The organism is candidate division KSB1 bacterium, assembly GCA_034506335.1.
Taxonomy (GTDB): Bacteria; Zhuqueibacterota; Zhuqueibacteria; order JANLFK01; family Oleimicrobiaceae; genus Oleimicrobium.
The window spans coordinates 1-18,674 of sequence record JAPDPR010000012.1; the positions used below are offsets into that span (position 1 = coordinate 1).

The following is an 18,674-nucleotide window of genomic DNA, read 5'->3' on the forward strand; positions in this document are numbered from 1 at the left end:
TGGAGCCATACCTCGCCATCTGCGACCTAAACGAGCGGATTGTTGCAGACTGGGGCATAGGATTGAGGCTAGGGTTCGGCTATTGTTGGTTCTATGTGGACCATTGCAACGTGCCGGTTTTCCCGATCTGGCACCCGCGTTATTGGGAAGTTCGCATTGTCACTCGACCGGTGTACGAACGTGTGTGGCGGCACCACGACCGTTTCTACCGTTTGCCGCCGGCTGGCGTGCGGCACAACGGCCAGCGGCGGTTCGGCCTGGAGCGCTTGGCAAGGCGCCCGTTTGAACGACCGCGAACTTTCCGCGCCTCCCCCCACCCGGAGCCGCCTGCGTGGGTCCGTGCCGTGGAGCGACACTCGGAACGCCGTGGGCACGATGAACCGGAGAGCCGCGAAGCTCGCGGATGGACACGTGTCGCGCGTCCGACGCCTGCGGGGCAAAGCGAGGGGAGGACACGCGCGCCACAAAGCCAATACGGTGACCTTCCGGCTGGCCCAGCCACATATTCGGATGCCGAAAGGAGACCCTCGCCCAGGTCGGCGCGCGAACCTGCTGGTATCAGCCCGTCGCACACCCCAAAGCTGGAGAATCCCGCGCCCAGGGAAACAATCGGCCGCCGAAACCGAATCAGCTTTTCGCGCGAAGCGGGTCCCGGAAGCAAGGCCTACAGGACGGAGTCTGCGGTTCGTCAGCGCCCTCAAGCTCGGGAACGGGAGATGCGCGTGTCACCACCCAGGCAAGAGTCGAGAGACTTCAGAGTTCTCCAATCAAAGTCTTCCCGGGAAAGGATGTGGACAGGCACCCAACGCGACGGTAAAGTGCGGACCCGAACTTCGCGCACATAGAGAACGAGACCGTCCAAGCGGCACCGTCCGAGATAAAGCACGAAATCCGGCCAGTAATGCGCGCCCACGCGGGGCTTTGACCCTTGTGGGCGTTGCTGTTTTGAGGCGCGTGGCCGGGGGAAATCGGCCGAAGACAGGTGCCACAAGCGTCCCGCACGTCACTGGAGGAGGGGCGGCCCTCACCTAACTTACAGAACTCAGCTGCCGCTACGCCGGGTCCATCAATGCGGGCCAGTGTCACGGCTGGAGGAAGGCAGGCAAGGGGGGTTCAGGTGCCCTGGGTTCTTCAAGACTCGAGATGCCATCTCAGAGACGGAAAACATGTTGTTTTTTTGCCGTGGTTTGCTATATTTTGTTCGCGTTGTTGAGAAGAGGGTAGGAGGTCGATCATGTCGTTGCTCGTACGCTTGTGCCTGTTTCTTGCGGCCATGGCCGTAGTAGAAATTGCCGAAAACGCGACGGCCCTCACCTCCCTTGGCGAAGAGGTCGAGCTCACCATCTTCTACTCGGCGGACATCTGTGGGTACCTGGAGCCATGCGGCTGAGGAGAGGGACGCGCAGGCGGGCTGGCCCGGAGGGCCAGTTACATCAGAAAGAACATGAAAGGGAGCCAGTGGCTCCTTGTTGATGCAGGTGGATTCAACGCGGGCGCAGGTACCCTGAACAAATTCAAGGCCGAGTTTCTCCTCAAAGGACTCGCGAAGATGGGCTACCACGCCATCAACGTGTCGCAGCGAGACCTGGCACACGGCGCCCAGCCGCTACTCGAGTGGGCGAAGAAGGAAGAGATCCCCTTGCTCTCGGCCAACGCATATGGAGAAAAAGGGAACCTTCTGTTTCCCCCGAGCCGCATCGTGGAACTTCCCGGCCAAGGGAGCAAGCGAAGCATTCGTGTGGGCATCATTGGCGTGAGCCCGCCGTATGAGATGACCTGGCAACCTCCGCCAGGGATGGTGAAGCCTACCTTTCGCGACCCGGTACCAGAGGTACAGAGGGTCCTGGCCGATCTGCGTAAGAAGTGTGACCTGGTGGTGGTGCTGGCGTTCATGACCTGGGCAGAGGCGCATGAGCTCGTGGAAAAAGCAGGAGCCCCGCATGTGGTGGTGGTCGGCAATTCGGGCTACCAGAATCAGAAGCCCTCTCTTGAAAGCGGCGTGCTCTACCTGCCAGGCGGGAGGCAGGGGAAGCTTGCTCGGCTGGTGAAAGTGCGTGCCGGCGACCAAGGGGTGATTGCTTTCAACCCAACGGAGCAACTCTTGGACGATTCGTATCCTGACGACCCCGACATGGTAGCCATCCTCAACGAACACCAGAAGAGACTAGAGGAATGGCGCGCTTCGCTGATGCAGAACACCGAGGCTCGTCCCAGGTAAGTAGCGTAAGGTTGGTGTCATGACCCTGAGGACTGGGAGTCACCGATGACTGAGCGGCTTTATTGGGCTGATGCCTATCTGCGGGAATTCGACGCCCAGATTCTCGAGGCAAGACCCTCGGGCGAAGGATGCCAGGTGGTGCTGGACCGTACGGCCTTCTACCCCACTTCGGGCGGGCAGATGCATGACACCGGTCTACTGGCAGGCTTGTCGGTAGAGGATGTCGTTGAACGGGACGGCGATGTGGTGCACTTTGTTCGCGGGCACGTAACAAAGGGCGCAACTGTGCACTGCGCGTTGGATTGGCCTCGGCGCTTTGACTTTATGCAACAGCATACCGCCTTCCATCTGTTGGCCCAGGCCTTCTTGCGGGTTGCCGGCGCGCACACGCTCTCTTCCCACCTGGGGGAGGAGATGTCTACTTTGGAGTTGGATACAGCGGAGGTAAGCCAGGCGGTTTTCGATGAGGTCGAGGACCTGGCGAACGTGGTGGTGTGGGAGAATCGGCCGGTTCGCACCTACATCGTGCAACCGGAGGAGGCGCGTGGCCTTACCCTCCGGAAGGAGCCGAAGGTGGAAGGTCCCGTACGTTTGGTGGAAGTGGAAGAGTTTGATCTTGATCCGTGCAGTGGTACCCACGTGGCTGCCACGGGAGAAGTGGGTCTGATCAAGATAGTGGGCAAGGAAAAACTGAGGGGACACGTTCGGCTTCGTTTTCTGGCAGGAGCACGAGCCCTACGCGATTTCAGGCGCCGCGTGCAGACCCTAGACCAGCTCTCTGCCGAGCTGACAACGGGGACGGAGGAAATACTGACTGCGGTGCAGAAGCTGCGGAGCCAGCACCAGGTCGCGGCAAAACAACTCCGGGCCGCTCAGGAACGCTTTCTTGAGGCGATCCGCGGAAAAGTGCTGGCCTCGTCTCCCCGGGGTTTGTGCCTTCCTTCCGAAGAACTGAATGGGATAGAGTGGGCACTGGTACGTAAGCTCGCCTTCCAGCTCCTGGCGGACGGCGTTGAGACCGTGGTCATGATGCAATCTGCTCCTGAGGTGCGGATAGCAGTGGGCACTAAACGAGCGGGGGTGGACTTGCGTGCCCTCCTTCCGGAGTTGTGCGCCATGATGGGGGCCAAAGGAGGTGGGAGGCCCGATTTTGTCGAATTGGCTGGAGGAGATGCGGATCGCCTTGCGCTTGCAACGGCTTTGCTGAAGACCAAGGTGGAGGGTCTAACTCCCGGGGATGCCTCTTCGCAACCAGGGAGTCTTGCGGGCGGATCGCAGTCCAATGAGAAACTTTCTTCTTGATTTTTACAAGGAATATGCTTATTTTTGCACAGCGTCGGGGCTGTAGCTCAGCTGGGAGAGCGCTTGTCTGGCAGACAAGAGGTCGACGGTTCAAATCCGTTCAGCTCCACAGAAAAAAAAGGGCCTATCGTGAGGCCCTTTTTTGTTCGCCGAGAGCAAAGGCGCCGCCCCTCACAACTCGCGCACCGTGTATGCTCCCACCGGTTCCTTGCTCGCGGCGACGGTCTGCCGGCGGAACGTGCCCACGGTAATGTAGCTATAGAGGTTGCGTCCGCAGTTGTTGGGGCACTGAAACTCGTTGAAAATCTGTTCACAGTCCTCCGTGCTAGACACGGAGAAATGGCGCACATAGCCGCAGGCCTCGCAGGTAATGATCAGTTGCTTCACCTCAATGTTCATCATGAGCTTCTCCGCTGCGTTTCGTTCTGCGATTGGTGACCGTGGTGTTGCAAGGCCGGTGCCAGTGGCCCAGCAGTGCTAAGTGTCGTGAACACCGGCTTTGCATACGGTGGCCCGGGACTGTAATTGTCTCACCCCGGAGACATTGTCTCACATTCAGGACAGCACGAGGGGACGCTATGATAAAGCTCGTCGTTATTCTCCTCCTGTGTTTGACGACACTGGTGTTGATGCGGGTAGCCCGTAAGACCCACCAGCGGGCGCGGGCACAACGGGCGCGCTATCTCTCCCGTCTCAGAGAACGTCACGATCGCCAGTGAGTGCGCTCTCGTGAGTGGCGGCGTGCGGAGTTGCCGAAGGAGGTGCTTTCCCCTTGGATTCCATCGGCCCTTTTAGTAGATTTGTGCAGGGTTTTTCCGCTCCCAACGGAGCTTCATGGTCGAATCTGCCTATGGACGCAGCTGGAGAGATCGATGGACCGGCCCTGGTTCAGTTCGTATGATCCGGAAGTAGCTCGCACCGTTACCATTCCGGATATCCGCATCACCGACCTCCTGGCTGAAGCAGTAAGGAAGAGACCTCAAAGTCCCGCTATTATCTTCTGTGGACGGGTCATTTCCTACGGCGAATTGGATATTCTGGTCAATCGTCTCGCAGGTGCGCTGCATCGCCTGGGCGTGCGAAAAGGGGACCGCGTGGCCCTGGTATTGCCGAATATTCCCCAATACGTAATTGGCTACTGGGCTGCACTGAGATTGGGGGGCATCGTTGTACCCACAAACCCTCTTTACACGGAGCGAGAGCTTGAGCACCAACTTCGCGACAGTGGAGCTGAGACGGTCCTGGTCCTGGACGCCATTTCACCACGCCTGACGGCTTTGCTGCCCCGGCTTGCGATCAAACATGTGATCGTCACCTCGGTGAAGGATTTCTTGCCTCCTGGCCTGAAGCTTCTTTTTTCTCTCAGGCAGTTGCGAAAGGGCGTGCGCGTGCTCGCCGGAGAGCGTGTCCAGGACTTTATGACACTGCTCGCCCAGGGGGAAGCCACGCCACCCAAGGTGGAAATGAAGCCGGAGGAAACAGCGGTCTTGCTTTACACCGGGGGAACGACAGGACTCGCCAAGGGGGCCGAGCTGACGCACTCAAATCTGGTTGCCAACGTCCTGCAGGCGCGGCAGTGGGTGTGGGACATCAAGGACGGTGAAGAGGTAATCCTCACGGCCATCCCCTTGTTTCACAGCTACGCCATGACCGCATGCCATCATCTGGCGGTTCAGTCCAGTTCGGCCATGGTGTTGGTCCCACGTTTTGATCCGTTGCAAGTCATGAAGGCCATCCACAGGTACAGAGTCACTATTTTCCCCGGTGTGCCCACCATGTACGTCGCAATCAACCACCACCCTCGCGTGCGGCGATTCAATTTGGGCTCGGTGCGCGTCTGCATCAGCGGGGGAGCGCCCTTGCCGGTTGAAGTCCAGACCCGGTTTGAACAATTGACGCACGGCAAGCTTGTTGAGGGCTATGGTCTGTCCGAGTGCTCCCCGGTCACGCACTGCAACCCTATCTATGGCAAGCGGAAGGTAGGGTCCATCGGTGTGCCATGGCCAGGCACGGATGCCCGCATTGTGGACGTTGAGACAAGGGCTCCTCTTCCGGTGGGAGAGGTGGGCGAACTGATGGTGCGCGGACCGCAAGTGATGCGGGGCTATTGGCGGAACCAGGAGGAGACCGCAGAGGCCTTTCACGAAGGGTGGCTTGCTACCGGCGACATCGCGCGCATGGACGAGGACGGCTTTTTTTACATCGTTGACCGCAAGAAGGACATGATCGTCACCGGGGGACTGAATGTCTACCCCCGGGAGGTGGAGGAGGTGCTCTACGAACACCCGTGCATCAAGGAAGTGGCTGCAGTCGGTGTCCCAGATGAGTACTATGGTGAGCGGGTGAAGGTTTTTGTAGTGCCCCACGAAGGAGCGACGCTGACGGCAGAGGATGTGATCAGCTTCTGCCAAGAGAGGTTGGCCAGGTACAAGATCCCAAAGGAAGTGGAATTCCGAGACTGCTTACCCAAGTCGTTGATCGGCAAAGTGCTGAGACGCGTCCTGATAGAACAGCATTTGGCCGCTCAGCCTGGAGCCCAGGGGCAGAAGAAGATGGAGGGAAAGTCATGAAGGAATTGCGCCCGCCCCAAACCCTCAGGGCCTACCTTGCTGAGTTGAGGGCACCATTTTTCACCGCCAGTGCGTTGCCGGTTTTGCTAGGGACGGCCATAGCCTGGGTCCGGGAAGGTCTATTCCAACCGAGCCTCTTTTTTCTAACTCTGCTGGGTGCTTTGCTGCTCCATGCCGGCTCCAATGTTATTAACGACTTTTTCGATCATCTGACTGGGGCCGACGAAGCAAACCGTGACTTCGTGCGCCCGTTCACAGGCGGTAGCCGCCTGATTCAAAGTGGCAGGCTCTCACCGCAACAGGTACTGCATGAGGCAATCGCGCTTTATGCCCTTAGCTGCATCATTGGGGCTTATCTCACCGCAAGAGTCGGTTATGGGGTCTTGGCCTTAGGGGCAGTAGGCTTGTTGAGCGGGCTTCTCTACACCTGGCCGGGCTTTTCCCTTGCCAGCAGAGGGGTTGGGGAGTTGACAATTGGCCTCAATTTCGGCACGTTGATAACGTTGGGGGCCTACTACGTGCAGACAGGGAGGTTTGCCTGGGAACCGGTTGTTGCTTCGCTGCCTTTGGCCGTGCTTATAGCAGCGGTGGTGTTCATAAATCAGTTTCAAGACATGAAAGGCGATGCGGCCGTGGGGAAGCGGCATTGGGTGGTAAGGCTGGGGAGGGAGAGGAGCTCGTTGGTGTACGCAATGATGCTGGTTTTCGCGTATGTATGGGTTGTGCTGGCCGTAACGGCCAAGTGGTTGCCTGTCGGCAGCGTGGCGGTAGCGCTCACTGTGCCGCTTGCCGTGAAGGCGGTAAGAGTGGCAAGGGTCTACCATAGTGTGCCCAAGGCGTTGGCGCCAGCGAACGCATTGACGATCGTTGTGCACTTGGCATTTGGAGTACTTCTGTCGGTGAGCTATTTGCTTGTCCAGCTCGCCTAATCTGCGATCGAAGAGGTGGTGGAGCACGTGAGATGGCTGAAGACGATCGTTTGGTGGAGAAGATTGGCGAACGCGCTGAGATTGTTCGGCTGCGTCCAGCAGCTGAGGCAGGGCACCCGTCGGCCGTCGCAGAGGTCCACAAGTCCTTTGAACGCTGTTTCGAGCGTGGGCAGTACAAGATTGTGGTGGACATGTCGCGAGTACGTTTTCCGTCTTCCAGCTTTATTGTGACCCTTTTCGAAGCCACTGCTAGAGCGCGGCGAGCAGGCGGGGATGTGCGCCTGGTGAATCTCACCCAGACAGCCAAGAACAACATTCTCACATTCAGCCCCCTGACTTACCTCTCCATCGATGGCGACGAGCGGGAGGCTTTCCGGGAGCTGCGGGCACTCCGGGCGCCCGTGGCGGAAAAGAGCGCACCCCCCTTGGAGCGAGAGACCGCCCAGTTGGCTGCGCCACAAGGAGCGGCAGAGCGTGACGATAGTCAAGTCAAGCGGCACATCCGCATCCAAAGTCAACCGGAGGCGCTGTACAAGGTGTGCAACTTTGTCACGGAGTTGGCTACCAAGGCGCGGATGGCTGAACGTGATATTGCCAAGCTAAAGATCGCCGTGTACGAGGCGTGCCTGAACGTCATCGAACATGCCTATCACGGCGATCCCACCCAGTGGATTTCGGTAGCTGTCGGTTACAACGACGAGAAGCTCACCGTGGTGGTGCATGACGAGGGCGAGAGCTTCAAAGAGGAGGTGAGCGAGTCGTATGATGTATTCGAGGCGGCCGACCATCGGAAAACAGGCGGCTTTGGCCTGCACATCATCCGGCGGTCCGTAGACGAGCTTCGCTACCAGGCAGACCCCGTGCTGGGCAACAAACTGGTCATGGTCAAGTATCTGCGTTCCGAGAAGGGCAAAGGGTGAGCTGCGGAAGCGTTTTGCTCGGTTCTGCCCAGGAGGACCTTCAGATTCGGGGGATCTGACGTAGCCGCTCTTGGCGAAGGTGGAGGTAGCGGGGATGGCGAACAAACTGACGTATGCGGTTGTGGGGTTGGTGGGTCTTTTTGTTCTGCTGCAGCTCATTGTGCCCCCAGAGCGAAGGAGTTCAAGACGCGCAGCGCGGAGGGAAGTGCGAACTGTGGCTCCGACGGAACAGGGGAAGCGCAGCAAGCCGCTTTTCTCAGATCACACCAGCCGCTCTGTGTTGCGAGTGACCCAGCTCCAGATATGTCGACGCGTCGAAGGGCTCGAGCCCGTAGAGGGTGGCGCTCGCTTTCCCGCAAATGTGGGGACCCTCTACTGTTTCACAGAGGTACAAGGCGCCTCTCGTCCTGAGGTAATATACCATGAGTGGCAGTACGGAGGGGGACGGGTGACCTCTGTCCCTCTCAGCGTCGAAGACGACAGCTGGCGGACCTGGAGTAAGAAGTCCATTAGGCCCTCGCAAGTGGGAGCATGGCAGGTGAAAGTGAGAGACAGTCAGGGGAGGCTGCTGGGTCAAACCAGATTTGAGATTGTCGCAGGAGGCCGCTGAAAGGACCGGAATCGGCAGCAAAAAAGGGTTGAAATTGTCTGGGATTATTGCTATAATTTTCGACGTCGGAACCAGCTGGGGCCCTTAGCTCAGCCGGTAGAGCAGCGGACTCATAATCCGTCGGTCGCAGGTTCGAGCCCTGCAGGGCCCACGCCTGAGAATCGACCATGGCAAAGGCCAGATCCTGCCAGGAGATGGCCTTTTTTGGTCTCTGGAGCGCCGCAGGTGGCTCGGCGTTGACTTTAGAAGAGGCAAGGAGGTGTTCCGGGTGAAGCGAGTGATCGCCTACGCTCTGTTGGGAATTGCGGTGCTGGGATTGGGATGCGAGGGTCAAAAGTCGACAGCTGTCGTGCGGGTGGGGAAGCAGCGCCTGGATGTGCGTGCGGTGGTGGACCGCTTCAGGTGGAGCCGGGAATTTCATCAAGGTAAGCAGATCACTCCCGAAGTGGTCAAGGAGTATGTGGACAAGAACATGCTCTGGGAGCTTTTGTTTCGGGCCGAGGGTTTCCGGCTCGGGCTGCAGCGGGACAGTCTGGTGCTTGCCCGGATAGAAGCGGAGAAACGAGATCTGCTCACTATGCCCAACGGTCCCCTTTACCGTGCTGTGGCGCCGAAGCAATTAGAGATCACGGAGGCTGATCTACACCGTCTCTACGCGCAGCTGGACCAGGAGGTACTGATCGCCCAGATAGTGGTCAAGTCGGCGCGTATGGCAGATTCCCTGTACCAGGAGCTAAGAAAGGGTGCGGATTTTGCCCGTCTCGCGCGCCAGTTTTCGGCCGACATCCCCACGGCACTGAATGGCGGACAAATGACGCGCTACTACACGCGCGGCTACCTAGCTCCACCATTGGAAGAGGCAGCGTTTTCCTTGAGCGTGGGTGAGATATCCCGGCCGGTCAAGACCGCCATTGGCTATCACATTGTGAAGCTCATCGACAAACGCGGTTTCAAACCGCGTCCCTATGCGCAGGTCCGGCGTGAGTTGGACCTCCAACTGCGGATGGCGAAGACCAGCCAGTACATGGATGGATGGGTGGAGGAGCTGTTCAAGCGCTACAGAGTCACCGTCAATGACACTCTTGGGCCCCACTTTGTGAAGATGTACGTACCTCCCAACGATGGGGTGCCTAGTCGGCTTGACCCAGCGCGCTCACCTGGTCTGAGCCTGCAGACAGAGGCAATTTCATGGGCCACGGGCAGTTGGCGCGCAGTGGACCTGGTGCGCCGTTACAACGAGCTTGACGTCAGCGAACGGGTCCCTTTCCATTGCACGGAGGACTTTGTCGATTTCGCGAAACACGCCCTCTTCCCGGATCTCCTTTACCAAGAGGCAAAGGCTTTGCGCCTGGACACGGGGGAGGATTTTGCGCAGCGCGTTGAGGAGATCACTCAGCGCGTGGTATTTCAAGAGTGCAGGCGCCGACTTGTGACCAGCAAGGTGCAAGTGAGTGAAGACGAAGCGCTGGAGGAATACGAGAGGAACAAAGAGACCAAGTACAAGGGGCTGAGCTTCGTGCAAGCGCGGGCACGGGTCTATAGCTATCTTGTGGGTTCCCGCACTAGTGCCCTGCAAGACAAGGTGGTGGCGGAGTTGCGCAGCAGGCACAAGATTCGCTGGAACCAAAAGGCATTGCAAGAGGCGGCAGCGCAGTTAGAGGCGCGGCGTCAGGGTCAGAAGTAAGGCGCTCGGGCGGATGTTTAGGGGGTTGGAGTTTTTCTATGCAGACCACAGGTCGGGTAACAACCCTGCGCAGAGAGGTTTCAGGCGAGGAAGCCCTTGCCTTGGGTGCATTCCGAGCCGGCGTCCAGGTGGTCTGCGGATTCCCTGGTCGCCCCGGGGCCCGCACGTTGCAACTGCTGGCCGCGGCAGGGCAAAGCAGGGGCGTTACCGCCACGTGGAATGTTAGCCCGGTCGCTGCAGTAGAGGAGGCGGTGGGCGCGTCATTGCTGGGTCGTAGGGTCCTGGTGTGTCTGCCGGGGAGTGGCCTGGCAACAGCGCTGGACGCACTCCTGGTGGCGGCGACGACTGGCACGAACGCAGGGCTTGTGCTTCTGGCAGGAGATGACCCAGGCACCACAGAGTCCAGTGCTCACGTTGATGCACGTACCCTGGCGGCGCTGGCCTCCGTGCCCGTGTTGGAGCCGGCTACTCCAGCTCAAGGCGCGGAGATGGTGGAGGAGGCCTTTCGGCTGTCTGAAGAGTACCAGCTGCCGGTGGTGGTTCGTATCGTCCCCGCCTATGCGCGCATGCGCGGGGAGGTAGTGGTAGAGAAGTTGGTACGCACCCCTGGGTCGGAAACGCGCCTTGCCCGTGAACCAGGCAAGTGGGTTGCCACGCCCTCTGTGGCGGCAGAACGGCGGGAACGTCTGCTTTGGAAGTGGGAGCGCATCGCAGAGGGCTTTTCGCATTCGCTGTTCAACGAGGTGACAGGTGCTGCGCGGCGGGCAGTAGTAGCCGTGGGACACGTCGCCTCTGAGGTCAGCGACATTGTGGGCGACCTGGCGCACGGGCATTTCACGCTCTGCAGCCTTGGTACCCCAGTGCCGCTGCCAGCGGCGTGGTTGGCAGGGTCCCTCCAGTCCACTGACGAGGTTGCCGTGCTCGAAGAGGGTGCCCCTGTGGTTGAGCAAGCCCTCGTAGAGCTCGTGCATCGACGTAAGCTGAACGTGGAAATCAAGGGGCGGTACAGCGGCTTGGTGCCTGGCGGCGGGGAGCTGTTCCGCTGGCAGATCGAAGAGATTCTGTCGCAGTTTGAACCACGCTTTGCCCCGGCTCGGCCTTTCTTTCCGTACGAGGAAAAGCCAGACAAGCCCAAAGCAGAGAAGGGTTTCTGCACCGGGTGCCCCCATGTGCATGCCTTCCGGGTGCTCAAGCAGGTGCTCCGCGCCGTGTTCGGCGATGCGCCCCCCATCATCGTTGGCGACCCTGGCTGCACCATGCGCGCCGCAGTACCTCCGCTAAGTCTGGTTGACGTCTCCTACAACCTCGGGGCGGCAATCAGTCTCGCAAAGGGGCTCGCACGGCAGGTGAGCACCTTGCCGGTTATCGCGGTGATGGGCGACACAGCCTTCTTCGCCTGGGGTATCAATAGCCTGATCGAGGCTGCCCGCGAAAAGGCACAACTGATCGTGGTTATCTTCGACAACCAGACGTCGGCCACCACGGGATTCCAGCCGAATCCTGGCAGCACCTATGTGCTCCAGAACGAGCGCTTCAAGCGGGTGGCCTTGGAAGAGTTGGTTAGCGCCTGCGGTGTCGACCTCCTGCGGGTGGTGGACCCAGAGAACGAGACGCGTACCCGACAGGTCTTCTCGGAGGCGCTCACGGTGGATGGATTGCGTGTGGTAGTGCTTCGCTCACCATGTCCTTTGATCCCGTAACTGATACCAAAACTGGTCAAAGTCCCTATGCTCTCATCGGAAACCCTCAAGAACCTTCGCAAGATTGTGGGTAAGGAGAACGTCCTGACGGCGGAGGTAGATCTTCTCTTGTACGAGTACGACGGCAGCATGGACGCCATGCGGCCGGATGTTGTTGTCTTTGCGCATTCCACGCACGAGGTAAGCCAGGTCCTGGCTTTAGCGCATCGCCATGGTATCCCCTGTGTGCCGCGGGGATCGGGCACGAATCTGAGCGGTGGGTCTGTGCCGGCGAGGGGCGGAATAGTGCTGGAACTCTCCCGGATGAACCGCATTTTGGAAATCGACACGGCCAATCAGCGGGCGGTGGTGGAGCCCGGCGTCTATAACTTGGACTTGCAGAATGCGTTGGCTCCGCTCGGCTTTTTCTACGCTCCTGACCCGGCCAGTCAAAAGGTATCCACCATCGGCGGCAACGTGGCGGAGAACGCCGGCGGTCCTCATTGCCTGAAGTACGGAGTGACCACCAATCATGTGCTGGGCCTTGAGGTGGTGCTCGCCGACGGGAGGGTATGCCAGCTGGGAGGAAAGGCACTCGACGTACCGGGTTACGACCTTGTGGGCACATTGGTGGGCTCGGAGGGGACCCTCTGCGTTTTCACAAAGATCGTCGTACGTATTATGCCCCTGCCGCAGCAGGTCAAGACACTCTTGGCGATCTTCGACTCCCTGGACCACGCGGCTGATGCGGTCTCCGACATCATTGGACGGGGCATAGTGCCCGCCACACTGGAGATGATGGACCGGCTGACCATTCAGGCTGTGGAGGCCTCGTTGGCCGTTGGATATCCCACCGACGCCGAGGCGGTGCTGGTTATCGAGGTGGATGGCCCAGCTGCCGGGCTAGAGGCTCAGGCGCGCGAAGTGAGCCTTCTTTGCACTCGGCACGGAGCGCGTGAGGTACGCCTGGCACGTGATGAACAGGAGCGGCAGGCTCTTTGGGCAGGCAGGCGCGGTGCATTCGGCGCGATGACTCGCGTTCGTCCCTCTATCATGGTGGCTGATGGCACCGTGCCCCGCGAGAAGCTGCCCGCGGTGCTGCGCGAGGTGGGGCGTATCGCCCGCAAATACCGCCTCCAGCACGCCAACCTCCTCCATGCCGGCGATGGCAATTTGCATCCCAATTTGATGTTCGACGCCCGTGACCCCGATGAGCGGCAACGAGTCATCAAGGCCAGTCATGAGATCTTGGAAGTGTGCGTAGCAGTAGGGGGGACCATCAGCGGCGAGCACGGAATCGGCCTGGAAAAGATCGCTGCCATGTCGCTCGTTTTTCGCGAAGAAGACATGGAGGCAATGTTCGCCTTGAAACGAGTGTTCGATCCTCGTCTTGTCTTGAACCCTGGTAAGATTTTCCCCGAGCACTACTACGGCAGAGGAGGTGCCCCAGCGTGAACAACCAATCAAAGCATCGCCTGCATGGGGCGCTGGTCACTGGCAAGTCCGAAATTCGCCTGGACAGCGCGACTGTCGCCCGCTACTCCATCGACGGCGTGACGCCCTCAGCCGTAGTTTGGCCAGAAAGCGAGGAGGAACTGGCTCAGTGGCTTCGCGAGGCGCATCGCCAGCATGCGAAGGTGCTAGTCCGTGGTGCAGGTGAACTCTTGCACCTCGGCGGGGTGCCCGAACCATTTGACTTGGTTGTTTGCACCACGCGATTGACCCAACTCCTCGATTTCGACGCGGAAAACCTCACGGTCTCTGTTCAGGCGGGAATGCCCATTGCCCTACTGCAGCACATCGTTCGTCAGCGGAACCTCCGGCTGCCCCTTGACCCGCCTGTGTCAGGAAAGGCCACAATCGGTGGGCTGGTAGCGGCGAACGCTTTTGGGCCGATCCGCTTGCTTTACGGTGGAATGAGAGATCTGCTACTAGGCTGTACCGCCGTTCTGGCCGACGGAACCGTAATCAAATCCGGGGGAAAAACGGTCAAAAACGTTGCCGGCTATGACTTGTGCAAGTTGTTTGTGGGGTCGCTCGGCTCAATCGGAACATTGACCCGCGTGACTCTGCGTTTGCTGCCCGCCCCGGAGACAACGCGTATCGTCCTTGCCAGTTTTGCCAGCCGGCGAGAGTGTTGCCGTGCCGCTGCAGCGCTGGTCAACTCTCCTCTTTGCCCAGCTGCTGTAGAGGTGCTCAACTCAGCTGCGCTCGCTCGGCTCAGCAAAACTGACTGCGCGAAAAGTTCCGCGTCGTACGTGCTGGCCATTATGTTTGAGGGTAAGCGCCAAGTGGTAGCCGCGACCGCACAGGAAGCAGCACAAGAGCTCACTGCGACCTACGGGGGGGATACGCGAGAGCTCACGTCCAAGAAGGCGTTAGGCTTTCGCAGGGAGCTGAGTGCCGTGTTGCGTGGAGAACCGGGAACCCTTCAGGTGCGTGCGAATGTGCCGATAAGTGATGTGGAGGCCATGTGCGTGGCAATTGAGGAACGTGTGCGAGAGGTGGGCTTCGCGGCAGAAATCGTGTGTCATTTTGGTTTGGGTGTTGTGGTAGCCAACGTGGCCGCCAGTCAGGGTGACCAGCAACGTGTAGTAGAGCGGCTGGTGGAGCTCCGCGGTGGCGTGGCTGCATCCGGAGGGTCGGTCGTGATTACGCGAGCCAGCGCGGAAACCAAGCGGCATGCGGATGTGTGGGGTGCACATGAAGAGACGCTGGACCTGATGCGTCGCATTAAGCAGCAGTTCGACCCGCGAGGGGTGTTTGTGGGCGGACGTTTCATTGGAGGCCTGTGAATGTCTGAAAGCCCATTGCGCTGGGTGTACGATGAGGCGTCGCGGTGCAATAGGTGCGGGTACTGCCAGCCAACGTGCCCGACCTTCTCCCTGACGCATGTGGAGCGAAACGTCGCGCGAGGCCGCAACAACCTAGTTCGGGCCGTGTATGAAGGGAGGATGCCTCTGAATCGCGACGTCAAGTCGGCCATTTTCGGTTGTCTAATGTGCGCCGCCTGCGTGAGTAATTGCCACCCCGAAGTGCGTACCGACCACATTGTAGCAGCCGCCCGTGCTGCTTACTACGAGCACTTCGGACGGCCGGCCATTCAGCAGGTCATCTTTGAGCGTCTTCTGCCCAATCCCGGTGCACTTGGCCGTCTGCTGTCCTTGGCCCGCCTCGGCAAGAACAGCGGCCTCTCTGGTTTGGCACGGGTGCTACGTATCTTGGGGTGGTACGGCAAGAGTATCGCCACGGCAGAGGCGTTAGTACCGCGCATTCCACGTCGTTTCTTGCGCGAGGTTGTGAGAGTGGAATCCCCCAGCTCCTCTCAGCAAAAGCCGCGAGTGGCGTATTTTGTCGGGTGTGCCATCAATTTTGCTTTGCCGCACGTGGGGAGCGCCACGTTGCGTGTGCTCCAAGACGCCAAGTGCACAGTTACCCTTTTGGACAACCTCTGCTGCGGCCTTCCTCCATACGCCTATGGCGACATTGAAAGCGCGCAAAAGTTGGCCCGACATAACCTGGACGTAATGGCCAAAGTCGACGCAGACGTGGTGATTAGCGAATGCGCAAGTTGTGTGTCGTTCCTCAAAGAGTACCCACACCTTCTTTCTGGCGATGCACCCTATGAGGAGCTGGCGCACACGATTGCCGCGCGGGTTCAAGACGCTACACAGTTTCTCCGCACCCTTCCGATGAAGCCGACGCCTGAAGCGGAGAGAATAAGCGTCACTTACCACGACCCATGTCACCTCAGTCATCACCTCAGAGAGCGCAATGCCCCTCGACAGCTACTCCGTTCGCTTCCAGGGGTTGATTTCGTGGAACTGCCAGAGTCCGACTGGTGCTGCGGGGGTGCGGGCTCGTACAACATTACGCACCCCGATGTGTCAGAGGCGATTCTGGCCAGAAAGATGGCGAATGTGGCACGGACTGGTGCACAGGTGCTCACCACTGCCTGTCCGTCGTGTCTGATGCAACTCTCATATGGGGTGCGGCGCCACAAGCTGAATGTGCGCGTGATGCATGTGGTGGAATTGGTAGCCGCGAAGACGATGGGTCAGTCGAACGGCCCCGAGGTACCGGCATGCGTGAGTACCCAGTAGCCTTTTCCAGCGAGGGGCACCAGCTCGTGGGCATGCTCCATCTGCCCGAAGTGCACACGGGGCGTGGCGTGGTCATGTGCCACGGCTTCACTGGCAACAAGGTGGAAAGCAGGCGGTTGTTCGTGGAGGCGGCTCGAGCTTTTGCCGAAGCAGGCCTGGCCGCATTTCGCTTCGACTTCTACGGGTCTGGAGACAGCGAAGGAGACTTTGCCGATACTAGTCTGGCCCATAACATTGCCAATCTCATTGATGCATTGGCATTCATGAAACAACAGGACTGCAACCGACTGGCGGTGTTGGGCGTCAGTCTTGGCGGCGCGACCGCCATCCTCACCTTGGCGCGCCACCCCGTTGATGCTTTCGTGGGGTGGTCGGTGGTGCCGGATTTGCGCAAGCTCTTCGAGGCGCGCGCCCCTGAAGCCGTACGGTCCGATCAAAGCCTTCCCGGCTACGAGCACGACGGGTGGTTCCTCAAACGCCAGTTCTGGGAAGATGCTGTCAAGCGTGACGTGCTTCGCGCTTTTCGCAAACTGGCCATGCCCAAGCTGCTCATCCAGGGTGATAAGGACGACCCGCTCTTTGTTGATGGATTTCGGCTCATGCAGGTCAAGGCACTGCCACCTGCAGACTTTTACATGATCCCCGGAGCAGGACACATGTTCGAAACAGTTCGTTTTCGCCGCAAGCTCATCACCACCACGGTGCGGTGGCTGCGGCGCCATTTGCGGTGAAGGGAAGGAGGGAGGTGGTCCGATGGAGATCGACGTAGACAGCAAGGTCTCAGAAGCTCAGACCTCCGGGCCGCGCAGGAAACACAATAGGCACCTGCAGAAGGCTTATCGTAACGCCCGCTTTCTGAACAGTTCAGACGCGCGCGTACTGCGGATGTTGGCCGAGTATCTGGAGCCGTTTCAGCGTCTGCGAAAACGGCGCGTGAAAGATACAATCGTTTTTTTCGGCTCTGCCAGGGCTATACCCAGAGAGCAGGCCGAGAGGCAACTCGCTGCAGCGCAAGCCGCTCTTGCTCGCGGGGAAGGCGAGCCGGAGCAGTTGGCCGCTGCCCTCAAGGCGGCGCAGAATCAGCTTTACCTGTCAAAGTACTACGAGGACGCGCGTGAGCTTGCTCGGCGTTTGACCGAGTGGTCGATGAGTCTGAACGAAAACCAGCGCTTCGTGGTCTGTTCTGGTGGTGGCCCTGGGATCATGGAGGCGGCCAACAGGGGCGCTGCCGAGGCTGGAGGGCACACCATCGGCATGAACATTAGCCTGCCCCACGAGCAAGAGCCGAACCCATGGATATCACCAGGCCTCGGGTTCGAATTCCACTACTTCTTCATGCGCAAGTTCTGGTTTGTTTACCTGGCAAAAGCGCTTGCTGTATTCCCCGGCGGCTTCGGTACCCTCGATGAGTGGTTTGAGGTTCTGACGCTGCTGCAGACAGGGAAAATGAAGAAGCTCGTACCCGTGCTTGCGTACGGCAGGGAGTACTGGGAGCAGGTAATCAACTTTGACAAGCTCCTCGAGTATGGCGTGATTTCTGAGAAGGATATGGAGCTTTTCTCATTTGCCTCAACGGTGGATGAGGCGTACGAATTCCTCACCACTGAGCTCACCCAACGTTTCCTAAGAGGAAGACGGCGCAAATACTGGTACCTGTAGACCTCTCCCGCCGTGAGAGGTGGAATGCCAGGCGAGGACGACTGACCGCGAGAGTGGCTGGTTTCTGCTCGTCTTAGGCGCGTGGTTCCAGTCAGTGTGGGTCCTCAAGGGCGGCGCGGCAAAGGGACCTGTGTGCGCGCGGCGTGCCTGCATCGCTCTCAAAGCGAAGCTGTGGGTTGGAAATGGACGTTGCTTTAGTGGCACGCGGGAAAAAGCTTGGCGTGCGTCACTCCTCGAGCAAGAAGACCCTGGCCGGCGCACCCTCTGCTTCGGCAAGGAGCAGAGGGGCACACACGACCTCATAGTCACCCGGCGTCACAGCGGCGAGATTGAGGGCTTCCACAATGGGGATACCCTGGCCGAGGAGAATCTTATGGGCGGGCAGCGACTGGTCACCGAATTTGTCGACCGAAAGATAGTCAAAACCCAGAAGAACAAGGCCCAAGTCAGCGAGATAGCGGGCTGCATCAGGGGCCAGGTAGACGTAGTCTTTCACAAAGAACCTAACGTGGGCATCCCAGAGCAACGAGTTCGAGGTCTTGATAAACACCCTCGTGCAGCCCTCAAGGTCCACTCGACGGAGGTCTTCGGCGGTGACGTGGCACTTTGACGGGACCGCCGCTATGCGTACCTGTCCGAGCCATACGTCGAGCGGGAACTGGTCGAGGGTGCGCCCTCCTGGAAAAACGTGGGCAGGGGCATCAACATGAGTGCCAGTGTGGGTGCTCATCGACAGACGTCGCAGTCTGCCCCCGCCACCTGCAACCCCATCATCCAACCACTCAGCACGAAAGGGCGGGTCCCCGGGATAGATGACCACCCCTTCTTTCAGCGCCACAGAGCAATCGTAGACGCGCATACCTGCCTCTGGCCGGTTCACTTTGAGTCTATCGTAGGTACCGATTGCTCGGACAAGTTATGAACGTCGACGCAAAAAGTCAAGTGCATTCTTGTGGGCCGTTGCATTCGACCTCTCAAGAAAAAATAACTTGACTTTTTG

General features: G+C 59.3%; 17 protein-coding genes and 2 tRNA genes. 17 read left to right on the plus strand and 2 right to left on the minus strand.

The window, feature by feature from the left end; all coding sequences use genetic code 11:
• Positions 1 to 1,234: 1,234 nt before the first annotated feature.
• The 4 genes from ONB25_05710 to ONB25_05725 all read left to right on the plus strand — a co-directional run bounded on the left by ONB25_05710 (position 1,235) and on the right by ONB25_05725 (position 3,629).
• A complete protein-coding gene (locus ONB25_05710) occupies positions 1,235 to 1,390 on the plus strand; it encodes a hypothetical protein (GenBank protein ID MDZ7392380.1) in 156 nt (51 codons plus the stop codon).
• 54 nt (positions 1,391 to 1,444) lie between these two features.
• Positions 1,445 to 2,218, plus strand: coding sequence for a hypothetical protein (locus ONB25_05715; GenBank protein MDZ7392381.1), 774 nt, complete (start codon positions 1,445 to 1,447; stop codon positions 2,216 to 2,218).
• A gap of 45 nt (positions 2,219 to 2,263) precedes the next feature.
• Positions 2,264 to 3,520, plus strand: a complete 1,257-nt coding sequence (locus ONB25_05720) for an alanine--tRNA ligase-related protein (protein ID MDZ7392382.1) — start codon at positions 2,264 to 2,266, stop codon at positions 3,518 to 3,520.
• 36 nt (positions 3,521 to 3,556) lie between these two features.
• Positions 3,557 to 3,629: transfer RNA gene (locus ONB25_05725), tRNA-Ala, on the plus strand.
• A 62-nt stretch (positions 3,630 to 3,691) separates the two neighbouring features.
• Here ONB25_05725 and ONB25_05730 read toward each other — a convergent pair.
• On the minus strand, positions 3,692 to 3,922 hold the full coding sequence (locus ONB25_05730) for a hypothetical protein (protein ID MDZ7392383.1): 231 nt from the start codon (positions 3,920 to 3,922) through the stop codon (positions 3,692 to 3,694).
• Between the two features lie 176 nt (positions 3,923 to 4,098).
• Here ONB25_05730 and ONB25_05735 point away from each other — a divergent pair, with 176 nt between their 5' ends.
• The 13 genes from ONB25_05735 (at position 4,099) to ONB25_05795 (ending at position 17,674) form a co-directional block, all read left to right on the plus strand.
• Positions 4,099 to 4,239 (plus strand): hypothetical protein, encoded by a 141-nt coding sequence (locus tag ONB25_05735; protein MDZ7392384.1) that lies wholly within the window; start codon positions 4,099 to 4,101, stop codon positions 4,237 to 4,239.
• Between the two features lie 153 nt (positions 4,240 to 4,392).
• Positions 4,393 to 6,090, plus strand: a complete 1,698-nt coding sequence (locus ONB25_05740) for a long-chain fatty acid--CoA ligase (GenBank protein ID MDZ7392385.1) — start codon at positions 4,393 to 4,395, stop codon at positions 6,088 to 6,090.
• On the plus strand, positions 6,087 to 7,019 hold the full coding sequence (gene menA, locus ONB25_05745; GenBank protein MDZ7392386.1) for a 1,4-dihydroxy-2-naphthoate octaprenyltransferase: 933 nt from the start codon (positions 6,087 to 6,089) through the stop codon (positions 7,017 to 7,019). The genes ONB25_05740 and menA overlap by 4 nt, the downstream gene beginning before the upstream one ends.
• A 32-nt stretch (positions 7,020 to 7,051) precedes the next feature.
• On the plus strand, positions 7,052 to 7,939 hold the full coding sequence (locus ONB25_05750) for an ATP-binding protein (GenBank protein MDZ7392387.1): 888 nt from the start codon (positions 7,052 to 7,054) through the stop codon (positions 7,937 to 7,939).
• A gap of 94 nt (positions 7,940 to 8,033) precedes the next feature.
• Positions 8,034 to 8,549, plus strand: a complete 516-nt coding sequence (locus ONB25_05755) for a DUF2914 domain-containing protein (GenBank protein MDZ7392388.1) — start codon at positions 8,034 to 8,036, stop codon at positions 8,547 to 8,549.
• 78 nt (positions 8,550 to 8,627) lie between these two features.
• A tRNA-Ile gene (locus tag ONB25_05760) sits at positions 8,628 to 8,700 on the plus strand.
• Positions 8,701 to 8,817: 117 nt separating this feature from the next.
• Positions 8,818 to 10,233, plus strand: coding sequence for a peptidylprolyl isomerase (locus ONB25_05765; protein ID MDZ7392389.1), 1,416 nt, complete (start codon positions 8,818 to 8,820; stop codon positions 10,231 to 10,233).
• A 38-nt stretch (positions 10,234 to 10,271) separates the two neighbouring features.
• The gene (locus ONB25_05770; protein MDZ7392390.1) at positions 10,272 to 11,933 is read left to right on the plus strand and encodes a thiamine pyrophosphate-dependent enzyme; all 1,662 of its coding nucleotides are present in this window, start codon (positions 10,272 to 10,274) and stop codon (positions 11,931 to 11,933) included.
• Between the two features lie 27 nt (positions 11,934 to 11,960).
• Positions 11,961 to 13,367: an FAD-binding protein gene (locus ONB25_05775; protein MDZ7392391.1), complete on the plus strand. Its 1,407-nt coding sequence runs from the start codon at positions 11,961 to 11,963 to the stop codon at positions 13,365 to 13,367.
• On the plus strand, positions 13,364 to 14,707 hold the full coding sequence (locus ONB25_05780; GenBank protein MDZ7392392.1) for an FAD-binding oxidoreductase: 1,344 nt from the start codon (positions 13,364 to 13,366) through the stop codon (positions 14,705 to 14,707). Before ONB25_05775 ends, ONB25_05780 begins: the two co-directional genes overlap by 4 nt.
• Complete coding sequence (locus ONB25_05785; protein MDZ7392393.1) at positions 14,708 to 16,015, plus strand: (Fe-S)-binding protein; 1,308 nt, start codon at positions 14,708 to 14,710, stop codon at positions 16,013 to 16,015.
• The gene (locus ONB25_05790; protein ID MDZ7392394.1) at positions 15,997 to 16,746 is read left to right on the plus strand and encodes an alpha/beta fold hydrolase; all 750 of its coding nucleotides are present in this window, start codon (positions 15,997 to 15,999) and stop codon (positions 16,744 to 16,746) included. The genes ONB25_05785 and ONB25_05790 overlap by 19 nt, the downstream gene beginning before the upstream one ends.
• A 22-nt stretch (positions 16,747 to 16,768) precedes the next feature.
• Complete coding sequence (locus tag ONB25_05795; protein MDZ7392395.1) at positions 16,769 to 17,674, plus strand: TIGR00730 family Rossman fold protein; 906 nt, start codon at positions 16,769 to 16,771, stop codon at positions 17,672 to 17,674.
• A gap of 226 nt (positions 17,675 to 17,900) precedes the next feature.
• On the opposite strand, the gene ONB25_05800 is transcribed toward ONB25_05795, so the two are convergent.
• Entirely contained in the window at positions 17,901 to 18,533 is a 633-nt protein-coding gene (locus tag ONB25_05800; protein ID MDZ7392396.1) for a cyclase family protein, read from the minus strand.
• Between the last annotated feature and the right edge of the window lie 141 nt (positions 18,534 to 18,674).